The sequence below is a fragment of the Bacteroides difficilis genome, from assembly GCF_048319815.1.
Taxonomy (GTDB): domain Bacteria; phylum Bacteroidota; class Bacteroidia; order Bacteroidales; family Bacteroidaceae; genus Bacteroides; species Bacteroides zhangwenhongii.
The window spans coordinates 1,954,541-1,978,451 of the sequence record NZ_CP182814.1 but is presented as its reverse complement, the minus strand read 5'-3'; the positions used below and the strand labels follow the sequence as shown (position 1 = coordinate 1,978,451).

The window sequence follows — 23,911 nt, the reverse complement described above, 5'->3', positions numbered from 1 at the left end:
ATTAACTCTTTTTCCTGAGTTATAAGGCAAAAGGATAAAGAAAGTTTGTATAAAAGCGGTAAGAAATAAAAAAAGTCTCACGAATTTCTTCGCAAGACTTCTGTTTTATGTGGGCGTTGACGGATTCGAACCGCCGACCCTCTGCTTGTAAGGCAGATGCTCTGAACCAGCTGAGCTAAACGCCCTTGTTAATGAGCCGGAAGTGTTTCGTTTTTTTCGTGTGGGCGTTGACGGATTCGAACCGCCGACCCTCTGCTTGTAAGGCAGATGCTCTGAACCAGCTGAGCTAAACGCCCGTACACTTCCGTTTCAAAAGCGATGCAAAGGTACGGCTTTTTTTGAAACCTCCAAACATTTCTAATAATATTTTTCAAGAAAGTTTTTATCCGGCAAACGAATCTACTGATTATCAGCAAATAATAAAGGAGATTTTTTCATGCAATTTTTCCTGACGGTTACGCTTGTTTCCGAATTACACGTGCCGGATTCCCGACTGCAACACAATCGTCGGGTATATCTTTTGTGACGACACTACCCGCCCCTATCACACAGCGACTGCCAATCGTCACACCGGGACAGATGATAGCTCCACCGCCAATCCAGCAATCTTCACCAATCATCACTGGATAAGCGTATTCCTTAGAGCCTCTTCTTTCCAGATAATCCATCGGATGATGCGGAGTGTAAATCTGTACACAGGGGCCAATCAACGTATGAGCGCCAATCGTGATATATCCGCCATCCAGGAATGTACAATTGGCATTGACAAAAACGTGCTCGCCCAGTTTGATTCCATCTCCATGATCACAATGGAAAGGCGGACAGATAATCGATGTCTCAGGTATCCCGGGCACTAATTCCTCCAATAGCTTTCTGTATCCGTCTTCGTATGTACTCATTCCTCCCATACGAGCCAGCAGTGCTTTGGCATGCGCAAAACGTTCTTGTATTTCCGGCACAGCCATATCGGCCAATCGACTGCTACGCATTTTTTCTACTTCTGTCATACATTATATTTCTTTACCGTTAGTAAACACAAACTTTTTCTCATCCGAAAGAGACTCATTAAACTCGAATCCTTCCCAAGAGAAATGTTTCAGTTCTTCCGGATTTTCTATTTTATTCTTTAGGACGAAACGTGTCATTTCACCACGCGACATCTTTATATAGATAACAACCGAAGCCCACTTCCCGTTTTTCCACACCTGAAATTCTGGAGTAATGACACGTACTTCTTTTTCTACCCGCTTCCAGTCGAACAGGCTTTTCATCTCATCACTTGCCAAATTGCAGAGTATACCACCCGCGTTCTTTATATCTTCTATGAATATATCCGTCAGACGGGACTGCCAATAAGAGAACATTGTCTGATTCCCCAGTTCCGGCAACACGACATCCCCCTCCAACCGATAAGAACGGATAATATCCAGCGGCCTCAACAAGCCGTAACAGAATGAAGTCAACCGTAGATGTTCCTGTGCATATTCAAATTCTTCTTTGGAGAAATCTTTCGCATTCAAACGCTTGAACACGATTCCGGTGTAAGCCAACAAGGCCGGAAGTTCCGGAGTGCCTTCCGCATGAAAAACCTGATAACGCCTATAATTCTCCACAGCTATCTTTGCGTTTACACGCAACAGACGTTCCAGCTCGTCCACCGAGAACTGCGACACCTGCAAAGCTATCTCGGACGCTTCTTTTTGAAAACGCGGAACTGTGTTCAAAGGAACTTTCACCTTTGAAGTCTCACTCATAGTCTTGGCGCAAGATAGAAGTACTAACATGATGAATCCTATTTTATCTACAACTCCCTCCTTGAACAAGCCAAAGAGGGAGTCTTACTTAGTTTAATATACCATACCGCTCAAGCAGTTTTTATTTATATTCTTGCCAGCTCTTAATCTGAATATCATTCAATTTCAAGTCACAGAATGCTTCGATAAAAGCACTTGCCAGACGAGCATTTGTAATCAACGGGATGTTATGGTCAATAGCGCCACGACGGATACGGTAACCGTTTGTCAGTTCACGTTTGCTATGATTCTTCGGAATGTTGACGATCAAATCAAACTTGTGATCGGCAATCATCTTCATCACGTTATTTTCTGCACCCGTTTTTTCATCCGGCCAATAAACCGGAGTAGTATCCACACCATGAGCATTCAGGAAGGCTGCGGTTCCGGCAGTAGCGTAGATCTGATATCCCTTAGCGAATAACATACGGCTGGCATCCAGCAAATCAACCTTTGACTTCATGGCACCGGAAGAGAACATCACTGCTTTTTCAGGAATCTTGAAGCCGGTAGCAATCATTGCATTCAACAATGCTTCAGAGAAATCATCACCGATACATCCCACTTCACCCGTAGAAGACATATCCACACCCAATACCGGGTCAGCCTTGTGCAAACGGGAGAAAGAGAACTGAGATGCTTTTACACCAATCCAATCGATATCGAATGCAGATTTATCCGGACGTGAGTACGGAGCATCCAGCATGATGCGGGTAGCCGTTTCAATGAAGTTACGTTTCAGTACCTTAGAAACAAACGGGAAGCTACGAGAAGCACGCAAGTTACACTCGATTACTTTCACCTCATTGTTACGGGCCAAGAACTGAATATTGAACGGGCCGGAGATATTGAGTTCTTTGGCAATCTGACGGCTGATCTTCTTGATACGGCGTGCTGTTGCAAAATAAATCTTCTGAGCCGGGAACACCAGTGTAGCGTCACCGGAGTGAACGCCTGCAAATTCCACATGTTCGGAGATTGCATACTCTACTACTTCACCGTTCTGGGCAACTGCGTCAAACTCAATCTCTTTTGTATTTTCAAGGAATTGAGAAACAACCACCGGATATTCTTTAGAAACTTCGGCAGCCATCTTCAAGAAATTCTCCAGTTCCTCGTCATCGTAGCAAACATTCATTGCAGCTCCCGAAAGTACGTAAGAAGGACGAACCAATACCGGATAGCCTACTTTTTCTACGAATCCTTTGACATCCTCAAGGCTCGTCAGCTCTTGCCAAGCCGGCTGGTCGATACCCAGTTGATCAAGCATAGCGGAGAATTTGTTACGATTCTCGGCGCGGTCGATCGAGATTGGAGAAGTGCCCAATACAGGAACCGACTGACGGTAAAGTTTCATGGCCAGGTTGTTCGGGATCTGTCCACCTACGGAAACAATCACCCCACGAGGCTGTTCAAGATCGATTACGTCGAGCACACGTTCAAAAGAAAGTTCGTCGAAGTACAGACGGTCGCACATATCATAGTCTGTAGAAACTGTTTCCGGGTTGTAGTTAATCATAATTGATTTATAGCCCAGCTTACGAGCGGTCTGAACTGCATTCACCGAACACCAGTCAAACTCAACCGAGCTACCGATGCGATAAGCACCCGAGCCCAACACGACTACTGATTTTTCGTTCTTATAATAGTTTACATCATAACCTTCCACTGCATATGTCATATACAGATAGTTGGTCAGTTCCGGATGTTCAGAAGCAACTGTATTGATACGTTTTACAGCCGGAAGGATACCCATAGATTTACGATGAGCACGTACCGCCAAGTTTTCTTTCTCCATATTTCCTGTCGGATTCAGAACAAAACGTGCGATCTGGAAGTCAGAGAAACCTAAAATCTTTGCTTCACGCATTACATCAGCCGGAATATCTTCTACCTTATTATAAGTAGATAACTTAGCTTTATAATCAACAATATTTTTTAGTTTGCCGAGGAACCAAGGATCAATCTTTGTCAGATCATGGATACGTTCGATAGTGTACCCTTCTTCCATAGCCTGCGCAATGGAGAAGATACGCAAGTCAGTCGGACGTGAAAGTTCCCTATCGAGATCGTCGAAATGGAGTTCGTCATTACCTACGAAACCATGCATACCCTGTCCAATCATACGAAGACCTTTCTGAATGATTTCTTCGAAAGAACGACCGATAGACATGATCTCACCTACCGACTTCATGCTCGAACCGATTTCACGAGATACACCGGCAAACTTTGTCAAGTCCCAACGAGGGATCTTACAGATATAATAGTCAAGCTGAGGAGCAACATATGCAGAGTTAGGAGTTCCCATCTCACCAATCTGGTCGAGCGAGTAACCCAAAGCAATCTTGGCTGCGACAAATGCCAACGGATAACCGGTAGCCTTAGAAGCCAAAGCGGAAGAACGACTCAAACGAGCGTTTACTTCAATCACACGGTAATCATCCGTATCAGAGTTGAAAGCATATTGAATATTACATTCACCTACGATACCTAAATGGCGGATACATTTTGTAGAAAGCTCCTGCAACATTTTCAGTTCCTTGTCGTCCAGTGAGCAAGTCGGAGCAACAACGATAGACTCACCGGTATGAATGCCCAGAGGGTCGAAGTTTTCCATGCTCGCTACTGTAAAACAGTGGTCATTAGCGTCACGGATTACCTCAAACTCTATTTCTTTCCAGCCCTTCAAAGACTCTTCAACAAGAATTTGTTTAGAGAACGCAAATGAACTTTCAGCCAGCTTCAGGAATTCTTCCTCATTAGCGCAAATACCGCTACCAAGACCTCCCAGCGCATAAGCCGAGCGCACCATAACCGGATAGCCAATCTTACGGGCAGCAGCAATCGCGTCTTCCATACTTTCTACAGCTTGGCTGACAGGAGTTTTCATACTGATCTCATCGAGCTTCTTCACGAACAGATCGCGGTCTTCAGTATACATGATAGCCTCAACAGACGTACCAAGCACTTTTACTCCATATTTATCAAGAATACCCTGTGTATAGAGTTCTGCCCCGCAGTTCAACGCGGTCTGTCCGCCAAATGCCAACAGAATACCGTCCGGACGTTCCTTCTTGATAATTTCTTCTACGAAATAAGTAGTTACGGGAAGGAAATACACTTTATCGGCAATGCCTTCAGAAGTCTGAATGGTTGCGATGTTCGGGTTTACCAATACTGAGCTGATACCTTCTTCTTTCAAAGCTTTCAGTGCTTGTGAGCCTGAGTAGTCGAACTCTCCGGCTTGTCCGATTTTGAGTGCTCCAGAACCCAAAACGAGAACTTTCTTGATTTCCTTTTCCATTTCTTTTGTTGTTATAATAAGTTGTTATTTCTAAGTTCGTCCATAAAAAAAATGCGTTACCCTCAAAAAAGGATTAACGCATTACCAAAGAACTAAAATATCGTTTTTGGAGAAAAAAGAAGAAGCCTGCCGTTTCCGGGTGCAAAACATCCGAATGTAGATAATACTTACTTCTGATTTCCTGTTGATTCATTGTCGGTTCCAAAATTTGTGCAAAGTAACGACATATTTTGCAAATGGCAAAAAGAAACGTCTACTTTTTTACAGTGAAGTGCTCCCATTTTGATACATCTTTCAGTTTTTATCCGTATCTTTGTCGCTAAATAGATATTAATAAGGTAATAACAATGGGAAAAGAAAAAATAATATTGACGGGCGACCGTCCTACCGGCAGACTTCATATCGGCCATTATGTAGGTTCGTTGAAACGCAGAGTGGAGTTACAAGACGCGGGTGATTATAGCAAGATGTTTATCTTCATTGCCGATTCGCAGGCATTGACAGACAATATAGACAATCCGGAGAAAGTACGTCAGAATGTTATTGAGGTTGCCCTCGACTATCTGGCTTGCGGAATCGATCCTTCCAAAGCGACCATCTTTATTCAGTCGCAAATACCGGAACTGTGCGAACTTAGTTTCTATTACATGGACCTTGTAAGTGTATCGCGTCTGCAACGTAATCCGACGGTTAAAGCGGAAATCCAGATGCGTAATTTTGAAGCAAGTATTCCTGTAGGTTTCTTCACTTATCCTATCAGCCAGGCTGCGGATATCACTGCTTTCCGTGCTACGACTGTTCCCGTAGGTGAGGACCAGGAACCAATGCTTGAACAGGCACGCGAAATTGTCCGTCGTTTTAATTATATTTATGGTGAGACATTGGTAGAGCCGGAAATCCTGTTGCCTGACAATGCCGCTTGCCTGCGTTTGCCGGGAACTGACGGTAAGGCAAAAATGAGCAAATCACTTGGGAACTGTATCTACCTTTCGGAAGAGCCGGAGGAAATACAGAAAAAAATCATGAGTATGTACACCGACCCGGGACATCTCCGTGTGCAGGATCCGGGAAAAATCGAAGGCAATACCGTGTTCACATATCTCGATGCTTTCTGCCGTCCGGAACATTTTGAACGTTATTTACCGGATTACCCGAATCTGGCTGAATTGAAAGCTCACTACCAACGCGGCGGACTGGGGGATGTAAAAGTAAAACGCTTCCTGAATTCCATCATGCAGGAGACGCTGGAACCGATTCGCAATCGCCGCAAAGAATTCAGCAAAGATATTCCTGCTGTCTACGAAATGCTCCGAAAAGGATGCGAAGTGGCAAGAGCTACCGCAGCCGAGACATTGGCTGATGTAAAGAAAGCAATGAAGATCAATTACTTCGATGATAAAGAACTGATCGAAGAACAGGTAAAACGCTTCTCTCAGGAATAAGAGATTAATCTGCGTTTTAGCAGACTCTCCTACACTAAAAAAGTCCGGACTCATTTGCCCGGACTTTTTATTTCTATGAATAAATTCCAAACTACGGTTTCCCAATATACCAATAAATAATGATTGCGTAAATCCTCCGACAAACAGCAGCCGTACAAATACCCAAATATAGCGATTGCCAGGCATATCCCGTTTATCTACTTTTGCACCGCAAACTATTCAGGATAACGATTGATATGAAAAGAAAGAAAAAAAGTATGTTTAAATGGTATTTGTCGGTTATACCTATTCTCATTAATATTCCTCTGATTTCTGAAGCTCAGAACACAGTTTCCGAAGAACACACTTCGATACCGGACATCAAAAACAGCAATTATGTAGAACTCGACGAGGTAGTTATTGTCGGTAAAAGTGAGGCCCGCCGACAGCAAGAGCAGGCATTCGCCATCTCGGTTGCCGATTTGAGCAAGAACTATAATACTTCTGTCGATATCGGTACTATCACCAACCGTATGGCAGGAGTCAAACTCCGTGTAAATGGTGGAGTCGGCTCTGATTACAATTTCACCTTGAACGGTTTTTCCGGACGACAGGTAAAATTTTTCATGGACGGTCTGGCAATGGACAATTTCGGTGATGCTTTCAGCATAAATAACCTTCCTGCCAATATGGTGGAACGAGTGGAAGTCTACAAAGGTGTACTCCCCGTAGGCTTGGGAGCTGATGCTTTGGGTGGTGCGGTCAATGTAATCACCCGCAAGACTGCAAATTATTTGGATGTTTCATACTCCTTCGGCTCATTCAACACACACAAAGCCTCCATTAACGGAGCATATACTAACGGAAAAACCGGACTCACAACCCGCCTCACTTCTTTCCTCAATTATTCGGATAATAATTATAAGGTATATGTACCGATCATTGACTTGGAAAGCGGGCAGAAATTGGGCAATCAATGGGTTAAGCGTTTCCACGACGGATATAAGTCGTTGGGAGTACGATTAGAAACCGGTTTCGTAAACCGTCCGTTCGCTGATTATCTGCTGGCAGGCATTATTGTTGCCGGAAACGACAAAGATATTCAGAACGGAGTCGTCATGGATCTCGTATATGGAGCTCGAACAACGGACAGCCGTTCGGTCATTCCAATGCTGCGTTATAAAAAATCAGACCTGTTCATAGAAGGGTTGGGACTTTCTTTTTACGGTTCTTACAGTGACGTTGACAATAACAGTACGGATACTGTCCCAAGGCGATACAACTGGCTGGGCGAATGGGTGCCAAACGCTTCCACCAGTTCAGGCGAAAGATCGCGTTCACAACTCCATATCAATAACAGAGAATGGAGAACAAATACCAGTCTGAACTATACATTCAATCAGTATCACACTTTATCACTAAATCATGTCTACTCCGGACTGACACGCAAAGTGTCCGATGTAGAAGATCCTGCCAACGAATACAATAAAGTTCCTCAGAGTATTGACAAGCATATACTTGGTCTGGGATGGATGACCAAATATACACGATGGAATGCTACCTTGTTCGGTAAGCTATACGAAATGAAAGGAAAGACATATATAACTAACACCCATGCTTCAGGATTTGAAAATGTAACGAACCATTACACTGAATATGGTTACGGCGGGGCATTTACTTATTTCCTATTTTCCAAACTGCAAGCCAAAGTCTCTTACGAACATACTTACCGTTTGCCGGAGGCTTTTGAGATGTTCGGCGACAACCAAGAGAACAGCCGTAATGCCGAGTTGAAACCCGAAAGCAGTGATAACATAAATCTGGGGGTCATGTATGAAGTCAACTTCCTAAAGAGAAACACCCTGCAATTTGAACTGGGACTACTCTACAGAAATTCCAAAGATTTCATTCACCGGGAGCTGAAACAGCCCAGCATGATGTATATCAACTTGGGGAAAGTCTTAACGAAAGGTGTTGAGTTTAATACCCAATATACTTGGAACAGCCTCATCCATGCAAGTATAAACGTGACATATCAGCATATCACCGACAATAGGAAAACAACCCCTTCGCAGACGATCGGAGGCACAGAAAACGAGAACTTTAATTATAAGGAGAAACTACCGAATATTCCTTATCTGTTCGGCAATGGAAACATCGGGCTAAACAAGAAGGATCTTTTCATCAAAGACTCCGAACTTACCATAGAATACTTCCTCAATTATGTGAAGGAATATTATCTGTCATGGCCCGGCCTGGGTTCAAAAGACAGCAAAGATCAGATCCCCCAACAACTGTCACACGACCTAGCCATCAGTTATTCATTGTGCAACGGACGTTACAATTTTGCGCTGAGTTGCGATAACATGACTAACGAGATGCTGTATGACAACTTCAAACTCCAAAAACCGGGTCGTTCATTCACTGTGAAATTCAGATATTATCTTAGTAAATAAACCATTAATTAATAGAAAGATCAAATGAGAAAATTTAAAGTATTCGCCAGCTACTTATTGAGTGCAACTTTCCTATTAGGAGTTACCTCCTGTGACAATGATACAGATTTCGAGGGAGATAATACTCTTGCCAATGCTCCTTATGTGGTCTGTCTAGGCATTACATCAAACAGTGCCACCAGTTATTACGTCGTTCCGGTATCCGATTTCATGAACGGTACCATCTCGGCTTCCGGCAATCAGGGAATTGAACAGAATGGATATCGTTCGTTCCAAATCGGCAACAATTCTATCTTCAGTATCGGAGGATTGGGGCTGACTGACGCTAATATCATCACCAAAGGAGCAGATGGGAAACTGCAACAGAAAAGTTCCTTCGTTTTTGAACAGTCTTTGTCCGGCATAGAACAGGCAGATTCTGAAAATATGGTAGCAGTAGACATACCTACATCACCGACAGGAGGTAATCAATTCAAGATGTATTTACTGAACATCAATAGTGGAGCTATTACTAAAAAGGTGACAAAACCTGTGAATGAACTGTCAACTTCGGACTGGCCCCGCCTTACCGGTATGACTGTCAGTGACAACAAGATTTATATCACATATTACTTGACAGACGAAACACAAAAGCCGAGTGTAACACGTTACATCGACAAAGCGTATGTAGCTGTATACTCTTATCCTGAACTGGAATATATCACGACAATGGAAGATGAACGTGCAGCCATAGCCGGTTCATGGAATGCTTACAATGGGATCTTCCAAACCGAATCAGGTGACATGTACACGTTCTCAAATACATCCATAGCTAACGGTTTTACAGAGAACAGTACAAAGAAAGCCGCATTCTTACATATCCCGAAAGGAACAACCCAATTTGACGACTATTACTTTGACGTTGAAACCGCAGCCGGAGGTCTGAAACCCGTTCATTTGCAATATTTGGGTAACGGTAAGTTCTTTGCTCAAGTAAGTACATTGCAATCGGAAGAAATGACTAGATGGGCAGATAAAGAATTGAAAGCCTGTATTATTGACGTAAAAGAGAAAACGGTAAAAGATATTCCTCAAATTCCTGTTCATGATGGCGATGGCGGTCAGCGAATGAGCGGAGTAATTGAGAATGGCTATTTCTATATACCGCTTGCTACAGACGGCGCACTCTATTTCTACAAGGTCGATATCAACAATGCGACTGCCGAACGTGGAGCTAAAGTTGCAAGCAACTTCGTCTCTGCCACTTTTAAAATGAACTAACAGCGATATCAAAACTCAGATTATCGCAGATTTATGTAGAGATTAAAAACAATCCGTGATAATCTGTGTTTTGAATGAATAATTAACAACAATGAATCTCATCCACAAAAACTTCAGAAAGTTCTGTCTGCGACTCCACCTGTGGTTGGGCTTGCTTTCGGGTATCGTCGTATTTATCGTATGTATCACCGGGTGCCTTTACGCCTTTAAGGATGAGATCAACGATGCAACCCAGCCTTGGAGATTCGTATCACCGAAGCCCTCCCCCCTATTAATGCCGGAAGAGATTTTGAAAGTTGCCAATAACCATACGGGCAAAAATACTCCCACCGCTATCACTTACGGTGAAACGACAGATGCGGTATTCGTTGATTATATGGATTTCAAAACGACTTCCTACACTGTCTTTATCAATCCTTATACGGGAAAAGTCATTCACAGTGTCTGCAAAGAACCCGGAGAAACGGATTTTTTCTCCTTTATCTTGAAAGGTCACAGAACATTATGGATACCCGGCAAGGCGGGAAAATTAATGATCGGGTACAGCGTTGTAATATTCGTAATTACATTAATAACAGGGCTTGTACTCTGGTATCCCCGGAAATGGAATAAGAAAACTGCCCTCCGTAATTTCACACTGAAAATCAACTCTCCTTTTGCACGGCTCAATTATGACCTGCATAATGTTTTAGGCGGATATGCCGCCATCGTATTGTTCGTCCTCTCTGCTACCGGACTAGTATGGAGTTTTAACTGGTTCAGCAAGGCAACATATTACATCACTTCCGGAGGAAAAGAACTGAAACCTTATGTACTTCCGCAATCGGACACTTTACATATCGAAGCAGGAAAAGCCAGTCTGAATGTCCTCTTTAAGAAATTAAAAGAAGAATCTCCCAACGCCGCCACATTTTATTTTGCCCTGCCACAGAAAAAGGAAGAGGTAATACGTGTCAGCGTAGTTCACGAAAGAGGCTCTTATTATAAAACCGACAACTTATTCTTCGATCAATATACACTTGCTCCCTTGCAAGGCTCAGGAGCTTATGCCGGAAAATACACAGAAGCATCACTTGCCGACAAACTAAGACGGATGAATCTTGAAATTCACGATGGAAGAATTTTGGGTATCTTCGGGAAAATCATTGTATTCGTATGTGCACTAATCGGAGCATCGTTACCTGTCACCGGCTTTATTATTTGGTTCAAAAAGAAACGGAATCATTCATTACACCTTCGTAAGTCTTAAGTACTACATTTCTCACCATAAGCATACAAAAATTGAATAAAGCTAATTAACAAACTCTATCCAATAAAAATAAGGAGCAATTTGAAAAATTCTGTATCTTCGTAATAAAAATATAAAACCTGCAAGAAGTATGATTACCAATCGGGAAGAAGTGCTGGAAAAGGCCTTTAAGGTATTTGTCAAAATGAACTACGAGAAAGCCAGCTTTACAGAGATTGCGAAAGCCTGCGGACTATCAAGAGCAGGCATCATCCACTACTTTCCATACAAATTAGATTTATTTGTAGCAGTAGTGGACAAATTTGTATTTCAAATCCATCATCCGAATAATAAGTTCGATGTAAAAGAATGTACCTTAAAAGATTTTATCGAACTGTATTTGAAAGGTGTAACCGCTACCATGAAGCGATTGGTGGAATTAATAGATGACGGCGACAATCCTTATGATTCTTGTCCCAACTTTTACTATTTTCACTTCTTCACACAGGTCAGGATGTACTATCCCAATATCCGGAAACAGATACCCAAGTTTTATGAACAAGATTATCATTTGTGGACTACCATTATACAACAAGCAAAAGATAGTGGAGAAATACGTCCTGATATAGATGTGAAGAAGGCGGCAACCATGTTCCGTCAAATGTATTTCGGCCTGTCTTATGAGCAATCATTCTTAAACGGATTGGATGTCGATCTTCTTGCTGAAAATTTCCGTTATATTTACTCATTACTGAAATGATAAGCCACTGATAAAGTGTACATTGACAGAAAGTTAAGCAAAAACCAAACAATTGTATGGTTTTTGCTTAACTTTTTTATATATTTGCACCTAAGTCAATAACTTAAAAAGATAAATTATGTCAATTTACACACTCATTCCCATCGTTTTTATCGCCCTATATTTAGGGTATTGGTTCTATATAAAGAACAAGAACTCACAACAAGCTCAAATTGTCAGCAACACTGATTTCAAAGCAGAATTTGCAAATGCCGAGAAGTATAAAAACCACTTCCTGACTTCCGAACTACCTTTCTTAAAGAAAGCGATGGAACAGGAAAAGATTGATGCTTTCAACTATGCCAGCAATGAATATGGGGTAGCTTCTGCCCTCAAAGACGGAGTAAAAGATAAATTAAAAGGAATGGCAACTTTGGGAGCAGTACGTTTCACCACAGTGCAAACACCTAAATATCTCGTACTAAGCGGAAAAAACTTACATTTATTCGACACAGATACGGACGGTGAGATCGATCGGCACTTTATCTTCGATGCAGCACGTCTTGAGAATTCCAGACTTACCAAACTTCCACTGACCGGTTCGGTACAGGCACAGGCTCAAGCTCGTGGAAATAACATAAAAGCCTATAAGTTATCACTACAGACTGATGACAAACCTGTCGAACTCATCATCTACTCTTGCTTGATTTTTACAAATATTGCAGAAATACCAACGAATCCCCAAGAGACAATAGAAGCCATTATCATAGCAAATGATTTTTTGAAACAACTAGGCGACCTGTATCCGAACCTAAAAGTTTCACTGCCGATATTCGACTAAAAGAAAAATATAGGAGAGAAAAATAAAACTGTATTCAACAGGGTAACTAATAAAAAGACGGCTGAAAGCGAGAACACCTACTTTCAGGTTTCGCTTTCAGCCGTTTTTCTTTTTTCAGCAAGCGACTATAAAGAATCGTTGAATGCTGAAATCATTTCGTTACTGTGCTGATTCTACTAATACTACACGGTTCAGGATCGGTTGACCGAATTTATCGACACCACCACCGGCAGCAACTTTCAGTCTATCGGCAGAAATGCCATACTTCTTGACGAGCAAATCTTTAACAACTTGTGCACGTTCCAGACTCAACTTCTGGTTGAAAGCCGGAGTACCGGTTGCAGAGTCTGCATATCCATTGATTGTGTACGTAGTATTCGGAGATTCTTTTATCTTATTAGCAAGGTATGACAAGTTCATTTCTTCTTGCGGAGACAACTTATCAGAGCCAATCTTGAAGAATACGGTACGTGGAGCAATGTTGGTATCTGCAATCACAACTTCCTCAGTGTCTTCTATTTCCACCGGTTGTTGTGCGTTAGCCAACTGCTGTTGCAACTGCAGATTAGCGGCAGCCATCGCATTCATCTGATCACGCATCTGACTTAATTCGATTTCAGAGATAATCTGTGGTACAGGACGTTGGAATCCACGAGTCGGGAAATAATAGGTTACACCTACAGTAGCACCTAAGATACCGTCATAGTCACGTTTACCTCCGTGTTCACCGTCAAACTTACCTTCCAGCCCTGTTGCACTCAATTCCAGATTCAAATCGACAGCATTCGACAAGCGGAAACGGTTGATGATACCTGCATTGAAAGTAGCCGAATTGGTATGAGGACGAGTATAGGAGTGAGCCCAACCTGCACCGATATAAGGTATGATCTCATAAATACGATCCGGATTATATCCACCGAATAATGCATTTAAGTTAATCATCAAATCACCGTGAAGGTTCATATAATCCCATCTCTGTTTGTAAGAACCATCTTCTCTCGGACCACCGACTACATAATCGGCCGTTTCATTCATTGTGAATCCCTTAGCTTGCAGTCCGCTGTATTGCAAACGTACACCAAAACCCGGAGTCACCCATTTGCCGACAGATACATTAAAAGTAGGAGCGACACGGTCTCTGAATTTGCCGATATGGTCATTGTTGCCATACAGCACCTGAGCACCACCTCCTACAGAGAAGAACCAGTTACTCCAGAAAGGATTGGTTATTACTTGATATTTATCCTGTACCTGAATCACTTCGTATTCAGTTACCGTCATAGTCTGCTGCGCAGAAGCGACAGACGCAACGCCGGCAAAAGCCAGCAACATCAGAATCTTTTTCATATACCTAATAGTTAAGTGGTTATTTAAATCTTTTTCTTTGTTTAACTAATTAAATAACACGAACCGAACTAAAAGGTTTTATGAATAGAAAAAATAATTTGTTTTATTTGAATAAACGTTCGATATCTTCCTCCTTGATCGTTGTCAACACTGTTTTCCCATCCGGAGTGTAATTCGGTGAAGGACAGGCAAAAAGATTATCGACAAGGCTTACCATCTCTTCATTGCTCAATACTTGTCCGTAAACGATTGCCGCCGCACGCGCCAATGTTAAAGCCAATATATTTTGGATTTCTTCCTTTACATCGTTTCCTTTTTCCATTGCCGTATGCAGCATATTACGCACCAATTCAACCGGATTCAATCCTTCGATACCCGATGGAATGCCATTTATAGCATAACTTCCGCCACCTAAATTACTCAAATCAAAACCTACCGCTACCAAATCATCCATGATACCTTGCAACACGGCTGCTTCCGAAGCCGGCAACTGCAATATCTCCGGGAAGAGAACACCTTGAGATACTCCTTGTTTCTGCCGAATCTGTTCCATATAACGGTCAAAAAGTACTCGGATATGTGCCCGGTGCTGATCGATAAGCATCAAACCGGATTTCACAGAAGTCAGAATGAAGCGCCCTTTAAATTGCAAATGTTGGTTTCCTTTTTCCACCACAGGCTCATCGCCATACAAGGTCGAAGCTATGGATGTCAGCGTTTCTCCCTCTTCCTCCGTGACAAACGATTGTTGTTCACCACTAAAAGGGTTTTCCCAATCTGTCTCAGGCTCGGGCATCGGATTGTTCATTTTGCTAGCCTTTGTCAATCCCCCGTATAAATCTTCCCATTCCACTTTGGAGCGACTATATGAGCCGCCATTACTGCCTCCGACCGAAACCTTGAACGGATTATAATCTGAATTATAATGAACTTTAGGAGGTTCGGAAGAGGCGCCCTGCTCAAACGCCGGAATATCGGGCATGTCTTCCGTATCAAAATCAATAGAAGGAATAGCGCTGAACTTACCCAATGATTCTTTGACAGAAGCCGAAAGAATCTGCCAGATAGCCTGTTCATTCTCAAACTTGATTTCTGTTTTTGTCGGATGGATATTCACATCGATATTAGCCGGATCTACTTCAAAATAAATGAAGTAGGAGATCTGTTCACCGGCGGGAATCAACTGCTCATAAGCTTCCATCACCGCCTTGTGAAAGTAAGGATGGCGCATATAACGTCCATTGACAAAGAAATACTGATGTGCACCTTTCTTGCGGGCAGTCTCCGGCTTAGCTACGTATCCGGAGATTTTCACCATCGTAGTATTCACCTCTATATTCAGCAGTTGCTGATTGAGCTTTTTACCGAAAATAGCCATGATACGCTGGCGCAACGGAGATACGGGAAGATTGAAAAGCTCGGAATCATTACTGTAAAGCGAGAAGGCAACTTCCGGATGAACGAGAGCGATCCGTTCAAATTCAGCAAGGATATTACTCAGTTCGGTGGAATTAGCTTTCAGAAACTTACGCCGGGCCGGCACATTAAAGAACAGATTCTTTATAGAGAAATTGCTTCCTTTAGAACAGGAAACAGCTTCCTGACTCTCCACTGTAGAGCCCGCTATCACCAGCTTTGTCCCTAGCTCTTCTGATTCCGGCCGTGTCTTCAGCTCCACCTGCGCCACTGCGGCTATGGAAGCCAAAGCTTCTCCTCGAAATCCCATCGTGCGCAAAGCAAACAAATCGGAAGCCTCACGTATTTTGGATGTAGCATGGCGTTCGAAAGAAAGACGGGCATCCGTTTCGGACATTCCCTTTCCATCGTCAATAACCTGAATACTCGTTTTCCCCGCATCAGTCACCAGCACATGTATATTTTGCGCCTCTGCATCAATTGCATTCTCCACTAGCTCTTTGACTACAGACGCCGGACGTTGTATCACTTCACCGGCAGCAATCTGATTGGCTACCGAATCCGGCAACAAATGAATAATATCGCTCATACTTCGTAAATTAACAATTAAAAACTCCAGCTTCCTGTTGCTAAATAATGCCACAGATAGAGAAGAAAGGCAATGATAATCAATATGATTCCGAAAGAGACCGGCTTGCGGCCACTTGCTTTTCTTCTTTTCAAGTGGGTAGTTCCTTCGATAAACTTACCACGGATATCTTCCGGATTAAATTCTTTCTCCGGCAACATCCCCAAGTCGCGTTTAGCGTTCTCTTCCATCTTGGCGAGTTTCTCTTTACGCTCGTCTACATAAATGTATTGATGATTAAAGCCACGGGGTTTCCTCATCGAATTAAACATTCCCATACTGCTACATATTAATTAAGTTACGCTTATCTGTCTTTGGACGTCTGTCGGTAGTCGGTTTTAACGTTTCTCCCGCACGTTTGCCACGCCAGTTGAAAATATCATCTTTATTCAACGGACGGACATAGTCAAACCAGGCAAAAGTAGGGAGACGCAGTTTGTCAGGAGGGATTTGGTCCATCGGATACATCGTTCCGTTAGATTTGCCGACAAACAACCCTTTTTCCATTTTCTTATCCTTCATATAAAGATGGAGCACGCTGCCCTCCAAACAGTTAAATCCCGTCATAGTACTGTCTTTCTCTTCCGGATAGAAAGCCGTTTGCACATTACCGACTACCTCGATATGACGCATATCACCATTTATGAAATAAGCCTTCATCTCCTTTCCGGACACTTGATTATAGTGAATGGAATCCTTCATCTCCACCGTTAATGCCTGATTGATGATATGTGCCCAGTCGATAGTACTGTCGTTCATATAAATCTTGATTTCCTCACCTAATAACTGCTGACCGTCATTCCACAGAATCGGATCGGTATACATGGTCATACAAGAATCTTTCGAATTATAAACCAGTGAATCGCATACTCCTTGCACGTCTGTACGATACATACGTACTTTATGATAAGCTTTCATTAAACGATACAACGAATCGGTATTCAGATTGTAAGACACCAGCTGCAGAGTATCTCCGTGCATAAAGAGGCTATCCCCCTGTGAGTAGTCGATAGCCACAGCCCGTTTTGTTGCGAAGGCGGAGTCAGTCAATTCATTGTAGAAACAATAATCGCCTGTCAGCATATTCTTATTGATGGTATCCGTCATCTTTACATTGTCGAACGCTTCCCCATAACCGGCAACACGGTCGTAGAACAGACTGTCGCCCACCAATTTCTTTCCTTGATTGGTCAGAATGGAACGGTCCAACAGTTCAGCTTGCTCGGTCAATGTATTATAGAATCCACGCTCGGAGTAGATATGGTTATTGTCACTAACGATGTTTGAAGGACCGAGAATAACCGCGATTTTGTTCTCTGTATTATACCTTAATGTATCGGAAGTCAATACAAACTTCGGGTTAACCAATTTCACGTCATGATTAAACACCGACTGTTTGGTAGCAGGACTATACTCCCCCCAGTCGGAAGTCAGCACATTCTCTTCATCCATCAAAGTCCCTCCCTCGAAGTAATACCCGAGATCATAAAGACGGTCATAATTCAAGCTATCCGTCAGCAAAGTCGTATTACGGTTAATCATTTTCACGTTTTCACGGAGTTGCGCAATCTGCGTCATTCCGTCGTAATATAGATAATCACCGTAAATAAACAAGGTGTCTCCCTGCTCCATACGAACATTACTGAAAGCCTCTACGGAATTGGTTTTCTCAAAAATCAGCGCACTGTCACAATACATATACATACTGTCATGGCGCATTTTCACATTACCGATCAGTACTTGCACGTCCGGACGAGACAGTTTATCCGCCTGTCCCTCATCCGCATGAAGCAAATAAACCTTTGTCTTTTTATTTTCCGGCTGCTTCTTACTTTCCGACTGTTGCTTATTCGCCGGTTGTTGTTTCTTATCTGCCGGTTTCTTGGGGTTTTGCGCCACAAGACATACGCCAAACAGGCATAGAAAGCCTATAAGGAGCCATCTATGCCTGTCTTGTTGTTTATCTTTCTTATTTCGTTTCAGCATATAAAATCAAGCTGTTAAACATCAATCCTTCTTCACCCAACCCGGGTATTTGAAGTCACACTTCTGCCAGTTTTCGTTGATACGTACATAGGTATGTTTCTGTTTGTCCAGAATCCATTTTTGTAACATCTCTTCACGACGCTTATCCATTACAATTTCTTTCAAGTCCTGATAATCTTCCGCAATGGTAGCCTTATGACCATTGATCTTTGTTTTCAACTTCACAATTGCACAAACTTCTTTTCCATCCTTCTCGTTTATCATTGTAAAGGCTTTAGAAATCTCTCCCACATTCATCTTGTCCACAACTTTGGCAACGTCCTGTGGAAGATCCTGCATCTGGAACTTAGAAGTAGTAATACCCGAGTGCTCATTAACATTCACCATGATACCATGGTTGTTACGGGTATCCTTATCTTGTGAGATAACGGCTGCTGCTTCATCAAAAGAAAATTTGTTCGCACGGATATCGTCAGCAATAGAATCCAGACGTGCACAAGCTTCGGTCAGTTCTTTCTCCGATACTTTCGGACGCAACAGGATGTGGCGGGTATTCACACGGTCACCGCGCTTTTCAATCAACTGAATGATGTGATAACCAAATTCCGACTCCACGATCTTGGAAACTTTCTTCGGATCCTGCAAGCTGAATGCTACATTCGCATAGGCCGGATCCATCATACCGCGTCCCATAAATCCACACTCACCACCTTTGATGGCAGAAGCTTTATCCTCAGAATACAAACGCGCCAATGTAGAGAAGTCAATTTCCCCTTTTGTCACACGATCTGTGTAGTCACGCAATTTCTTCTTCACATCTTCAATTTCCGAGATAGGAATCTTCGGTTGCAACGTGATAATCTGCACTTCCACCTGTGTCGGGATATAAGGAATGCTATCCTGCGGAAGATCTTTGAAGTAACGGCGTACTTCCGCCGGAGTCACCTTGATCTCTCCCACCAATTTCTGCTGCATCTTCTGCACTGTCAACCCGTCACGCGCATTATCACGCAAAGTTTCGCGAATCTGTGTCGAAGTCTTATTGAAGTATTCCTCCATTTTTTCTTTTGAACCGATCTGCTGGATATACATATTGGTCATCATATCTACACGCTGGATGATCTCCGCTTCGGAAACCTCAATACTATCCAACTTAGCTTGATGCAAAAATAACTTCTGCACGGCAATCTCTTCAGGAATCACACAATACGGATCGCCTTCGAATCTGCGTCCATTATACAGGGCATCCATACGAGCCTCTTCTACATCTGATTTCAAAATAGCTTCGTCACCTACTACCCAAACTACTTCATCAACCACATTATCCTGAGCATAAGTTGCCACATTAGCAAATACTGCCAAGACAAGGGTAACAACAAATCTAAAGTTCACAAACTTCTTCATTCTTTGTATTTAATAATTATATATAATCTTCTTGCTTACTGCCTGCTGATAGAGATCATTCTTCACTCGTTCCATAAAATCTACCCGCTTCTGATTGACCAGCAGGTCTTTCACTTCCGGACGAGCAAACTCATACGGTTTTTCCTCTCCCGCTCCACGATAGTCACTCACATTCAGGAAATAACAGAATGCCGTATCTTTCAATTCTATCTGACGGTGTTTATTCACATATTCTTCCGGAGCTTCCACTTTCAACGGAATCATATCCAGCACATCCGTCACGGATACCCATTTGTCGTAAAAGTACTCATATTTCACCGCATTCTGCAAACTATATTTTTCAAGACTTTCAATAGCATCCTGTTTATCAGATTTATACCACCTGCGCACATTATTCAGTTGGGGAGCCGTCAACGGCACTTTGATAAACAACCCCTTAATCAACGGATTCTCCAATTTGAACAGTTCCTTGTTCCGTCCGTAATAATCCGTAATTTCTTGTTCGGAGATATCATTCGTCAACTTCTGGTTTATCAATTCCTGCTGATAAGTATGCATAATCAACGCTTTCCGATAATTTTCCACCAGTTTGTCCACATCGACATTGTCCGGAATATTGTTTGCCGCTTTTTCATACAATAAAATCTCTTCCGCCCAGCTACGAATATAATGCTCGGCGAAGAGAATACTATCATCTTTTGACAATCCGACAGGAAGCACGGACATCAAATCTTCTTTATACAAAAAGTTACCGTCCACCTCTACCAAAGGAGTCTTTCCTTTGTGGTCGCGCTGTTCCTTGCACGCCCCACAACCGAGAAGGGTAATCAGTAAGAGGACTAATATTCGCATTGTCAACTGAAATCTACTTATTTAAGGTACGAAGATAGTGAATAATCGGTTACATCAGTTATTATTAACTGTTTTTAAAACCTCTTGGTTTATTTCAACCTTACCAGCCTCCCTCAATTCCCGCGTCCAGCACGTGTCAAGATAGGTTCTATAATCCTTCCGTACCCCGTCTATTACTTCCCGATAATCATCCGGACCTTTCTGCTTTTTGCCGACAACTATAGTAAAAGGATAAGACAATAAAGGTTCAAAATCTCCGCTCTTAAAAACCAGTTTATCGACATATTTATTCTCTCCGTCGGCAAACGTTCCCTGTTCAATCTGTATCTTTTCCGTTCCGGATGTATTAAAAGTTTGCCGGAGCTTATCCATCCATTCATCGGCGGGTAACTTCTTCAACATCTTTTTTGCCCGCTTCGCAATCTTTTTATCGGCACAGTGAAGAACAACACCTTTGTAGCGAGGGCTATCCCAGCGGTAATCAGATGAATGAAATTTAAAGTAAGTAGCCAATCCGGCCCGATCATTCATTGCAGGCAACTCCACTTTCTGCCGTGTCATTCCCTTTATAAGATAATCTTCATCCGCTTTTTGCAATGCGTACCGAACCTCCGGATACTTTTTATCCAAATTTCCACTTTCATAGTCCAATAGAGACTTTGCAACAAATTCCTCAAGTTGACGTTTCACAGTCATAGGATGGGAAGCGGCAAATTGTTTGAACCGACCTCCTGTATACTCCTGCCCATCAATAGCAAACAATGTCCGTTCCGTATCTCCTTTTGTCAACAGTTCCTCTATACCTGTCTGATTCGGAGTATACCTCCACTCCCTTTTCAGTCGCTCTATTACTTTTCCGATCCCCTGATTCCGAATTTCCTTATGTAATATGCGCTGTACAATTCCATCGACTACATCCTCATACACAGGCAACTCCTTCCTGTCCATGACCTTCAGAATATGGATTCCCGCAGGAGTAAAAAACGGTTCGGAGATTTCTCCCTTCGACAAAGCAAAAGCAATATTTTCAAACTCAACAGTAGTTTGCAATCCTTCAATCCAACGGCTTTGCCTATCATCCGAATAACGTTCCACCAAAGCAGAGAAATCCAATCCGGGCTGATTCCGGATAGCCTGATAAATAGAGTCCATCCGAGCTTTTTCTTCTTCCAAATGTCGAAAAGTTATTGTCTGTGGCAAATACTTAAAAATCTGCATTACTTGCACTTGCCCATTATGTGCTTTCAGTGCCATTTTCTGATAGGAAACACGAGCACAGCTATCTACCGTCTGTTTATCAACCAGATAATCCTCCATCAATTCAATCCGGTTCTCCTCTTGTTGTTTGCGAAAGGCAGCAGTTGTATCAAGTCCGATAGCTTTAGCAGCTTCAACTTTCTGTATTGCCTGAGAAAACAGCAGCGCATATTCTTTAGGGGAAAGCTCCCTCCCCTCACCCGTCCTATAATGATGATACGAATATTCAAATTCCGAACGGGAAACCTCTCTCCCGTTAACACGCATCAGCACAGGATCTTCCTGCGCAAAAGCCAGAATACCAAAGAGACAGGCACATAGCAGCAACAAACATCTTTTCATCATCAATTCTCATTTTACAAACAACAAACGGTGAGCAGCGAACATCTGCTGATTCATACAGCCTGTTCACCGTTCACCGTTAACAGTTCACCGTTTATATTTATTATTCCGGACGACTATAATTAGGCGATTCACTGGTAATCGTCACATCGTGCGGATGGCTTTCCATTACACCTGCATTGGTAATACGGGTAAACTTCGCGTCATGAAGTTTTTCAATATTAGCAGCGCCACAGTATCCCATACCTGCACGTAAGCCACCTGTCAATTGATAAACCACTTCGAAAAGCGTACCTTTATAGGGAACACGGGCAGCGATACCTTCCGGAACCAATTTCTTCACGTCAGCCGTTCCACTTTGGAAATAACGGTCTTTTGAGCCATTCTCCATTGCTTCCAATGAACCCATACCTCGATAGGATTTGAATTTACGACCGTTGAAGATGATTGTATCACCCGGAGACTCTTCCGTTCCGGCAACCAATGATCCGATCATCACACAATATCCACCGGCGGCCAACGCTTTTACCACATCACCCGAATAACGCAAACCACCATCGGCAATCAAAGGAATACCTGTACCTTTCAAGGCTTTCGCTACATCATATACAGCCGACAACTGCGGAACGCCTACGCCTGCAACCACACGAGTAGTACAGATAGAACCCGGACCGATACCGACCTTCACCGCATCGGCACCTGCTTCCACCAACGCTTTCGCAGCTTCTCCGGTAGCAATGTTACCTACTACAATATCAATATCCGGGAAGCGTTTCTTAGCTTCTTTCAGTTTCTCAATCACGTACATCGAATGTCCGTGAGCCGTATCAATGACAATAGCATCCGCACCTGCATCTACCAAAGCCTGCATACGGTCCAACGTATCGGCAGTAACACCCACACCGGCAGCTACACGCAAACGACCTTTGGCATCTTTACAAGCCATCGGTTTGTCTTTTGCTTTTGTAATGTCTTTATAAGTAACCAGACCGATCAACTTTCCATCCATTCCGACAATCGGAAGTTTCTCAATCTTATGCTTCTGAAGAATCTGGGCGGCAGACTCCAAGTCAGTAGACTGGTTAGTAGTCACCAATTTTTCTTTCGGAGTCATGACAAGATCGATATGCTTAGTCATATCTCTTTCGAAACGTAAGTCTCTGTTGGTAACAATACCTACCAAATAGCCTTCGTCATCTACCACAGGGATACCACCAATCTTGTATTCTGCCATAATGTCCAAAGCGTCTTGAACGGTAGAGCCTCTTTTAATCGTTACAGGGTCATAAATCATACCATTCTCGGCACGCTTCACAATGGCAACTTGTCTTGCCTGTTCTTCGATAGACATATTTTTGTGAATCACTCCGATACCACCTTCACGAGCAATGGCAATAGCCATTTTCGCTTCGGTAACCGTATCCATGGCAGCCGTCACAAAAGGAATTTTTAACTCAATGTTTTTTGAAAACTTTGTCGAGAGATCGACAGTGCGCGGTAAAACTTCAGAATAAGCGGGGATCAACAATACGTCGTCGTAAGTCAACCCGTCCATTACAATCTTATCAGCAATAAATGACATAGGGCTATGCGTTTAAAATTTATTGCGTGCAAATATACGTTTTTTATTCAAAACC

General features: G+C 42.7%; 17 protein-coding genes and 2 tRNA genes. 6 read left to right on the top strand and 13 right to left on the bottom strand.

Going from position 1 to position 23,911, the window contains the following annotated elements; genetic code table 11:
• Positions 1-110: 110 nt before the first annotated feature.
• The 5 genes from ACNOGP_RS07345 to carB all read right to left on the bottom strand — a co-directional run bounded on the left by ACNOGP_RS07345 (position 111) and on the right by carB (position 5,097).
• Positions 111-185: transfer RNA gene (locus ACNOGP_RS07345), tRNA-Val, on the bottom strand.
• A 36-nt stretch (positions 186-221) separates the two neighbouring features.
• Positions 222-296 (bottom strand) — tRNA-Val (locus ACNOGP_RS07340).
• Between the two features lie 159 nt (positions 297-455).
• Positions 456-1,007, bottom strand: coding sequence for a sugar O-acetyltransferase (locus ACNOGP_RS07335; protein WP_418214428.1), 552 nt, complete (start codon positions 1,005-1,007; stop codon positions 456-458).
• A 3-nt stretch (positions 1,008-1,010) separates the two neighbouring features.
• Positions 1,011-1,784 carry a peroxide stress protein YaaA gene (gene yaaA / locus ACNOGP_RS07330; RefSeq protein ID WP_418214427.1) on the bottom strand — a complete coding sequence of 258 codons (774 nt, stop codon included), beginning with the start codon at positions 1,782-1,784 and terminating at the stop codon, positions 1,011-1,013.
• Positions 1,785-1,875: 91 nt separating this feature from the next.
• On the bottom strand, positions 1,876-5,097 hold the full coding sequence (gene carB, locus ACNOGP_RS07325) for a carbamoyl-phosphate synthase (glutamine-hydrolyzing) large subunit (protein ID WP_418214426.1): 3,222 nt from the start codon (positions 5,095-5,097) through the stop codon (positions 1,876-1,878).
• A gap of 347 nt (positions 5,098-5,444) precedes the next feature.
• Between carB and trpS the strand changes: the two genes are divergently transcribed.
• The 6 genes from trpS to ACNOGP_RS07295 all read left to right on the top strand — a co-directional run bounded on the left by trpS (position 5,445) and on the right by ACNOGP_RS07295 (position 13,042).
• Positions 5,445-6,539, top strand: a complete 1,095-nt coding sequence (gene trpS, locus ACNOGP_RS07320; RefSeq protein WP_022274822.1) for a tryptophan--tRNA ligase — start codon at positions 5,445-5,447, stop codon at positions 6,537-6,539.
• A 236-nt stretch (positions 6,540-6,775) separates the two neighbouring features.
• Entirely contained in the window at positions 6,776-8,974 is a 2,199-nt protein-coding gene (locus tag ACNOGP_RS07315) for a TonB-dependent receptor plug domain-containing protein (RefSeq protein WP_418214425.1), read from the top strand.
• A gap of 24 nt (positions 8,975-8,998) precedes the next feature.
• On the top strand, positions 8,999-10,234 hold the full coding sequence (locus ACNOGP_RS07310; protein WP_195476674.1) for a DUF4374 domain-containing protein: 1,236 nt from the start codon (positions 8,999-9,001) through the stop codon (positions 10,232-10,234).
• A gap of 91 nt (positions 10,235-10,325) precedes the next feature.
• A complete protein-coding gene (locus ACNOGP_RS07305) occupies positions 10,326-11,483 on the top strand; it encodes a PepSY-associated TM helix domain-containing protein (RefSeq protein ID WP_272721331.1) in 1,158 nt (385 codons plus the stop codon).
• 130 nt (positions 11,484-11,613) lie between these two features.
• Positions 11,614-12,222 (top strand): TetR/AcrR family transcriptional regulator, encoded by a 609-nt coding sequence (locus ACNOGP_RS07300; RefSeq protein WP_272721332.1) that lies wholly within the window; start codon positions 11,614-11,616, stop codon positions 12,220-12,222.
• Between the two features lie 118 nt (positions 12,223-12,340).
• Positions 12,341-13,042: a hypothetical protein gene (locus ACNOGP_RS07295; protein WP_195476675.1), complete on the top strand. Its 702-nt coding sequence runs from the start codon at positions 12,341-12,343 to the stop codon at positions 13,040-13,042.
• 159 nt (positions 13,043-13,201) lie between these two features.
• Here the strand turns inward: ACNOGP_RS07295 and ACNOGP_RS07290 are convergent, their stop codons facing one another.
• The 8 genes from ACNOGP_RS07290 to guaB all read right to left on the bottom strand — a co-directional run bounded on the left by ACNOGP_RS07290 (position 13,202) and on the right by guaB (position 23,856).
• A complete protein-coding gene (locus ACNOGP_RS07290) occupies positions 13,202-14,389 on the bottom strand; it encodes an OmpA family protein (protein ID WP_007764270.1) in 1,188 nt (395 codons plus the stop codon).
• A gap of 103 nt (positions 14,390-14,492) precedes the next feature.
• On the bottom strand, positions 14,493-16,394 hold the full coding sequence (gene mutL, locus ACNOGP_RS07285; RefSeq protein ID WP_418214424.1) for a DNA mismatch repair endonuclease MutL: 1,902 nt from the start codon (positions 16,392-16,394) through the stop codon (positions 14,493-14,495).
• A gap of 17 nt (positions 16,395-16,411) precedes the next feature.
• Positions 16,412-16,711: a hypothetical protein gene (locus ACNOGP_RS07280; RefSeq protein ID WP_007764266.1), complete on the bottom strand. Its 300-nt coding sequence runs from the start codon at positions 16,709-16,711 to the stop codon at positions 16,412-16,414.
• 4 nt (positions 16,712-16,715) lie between these two features.
• Complete coding sequence (locus tag ACNOGP_RS07275; RefSeq protein ID WP_143868415.1) at positions 16,716-18,419, bottom strand: OstA-like protein; 1,704 nt, start codon at positions 18,417-18,419, stop codon at positions 16,716-16,718.
• 21 nt (positions 18,420-18,440) lie between these two features.
• Positions 18,441-19,823, bottom strand: coding sequence for a peptidylprolyl isomerase (locus tag ACNOGP_RS07270; protein ID WP_007749541.1), 1,383 nt, complete (start codon positions 19,821-19,823; stop codon positions 18,441-18,443).
• A 9-nt stretch (positions 19,824-19,832) separates the two neighbouring features.
• The gene (locus tag ACNOGP_RS07265) at positions 19,833-20,675 is read right to left on the bottom strand and encodes a peptidyl-prolyl cis-trans isomerase (RefSeq protein ID WP_418214423.1); all 843 of its coding nucleotides are present in this window, start codon (positions 20,673-20,675) and stop codon (positions 19,833-19,835) included.
• Positions 20,676-20,729: 54 nt separating this feature from the next.
• A complete protein-coding gene (locus tag ACNOGP_RS07260) occupies positions 20,730-22,277 on the bottom strand; it encodes a peptidylprolyl isomerase (protein ID WP_418214422.1) in 1,548 nt (515 codons plus the stop codon).
• Positions 22,278-22,377: 100 nt separating this feature from the next.
• Positions 22,378-23,856, bottom strand: coding sequence for an IMP dehydrogenase (gene guaB / locus ACNOGP_RS07255; protein ID WP_007749555.1), 1,479 nt, complete (start codon positions 23,854-23,856; stop codon positions 22,378-22,380).
• Between the last annotated feature and the right edge of the window lie 55 nt (positions 23,857-23,911).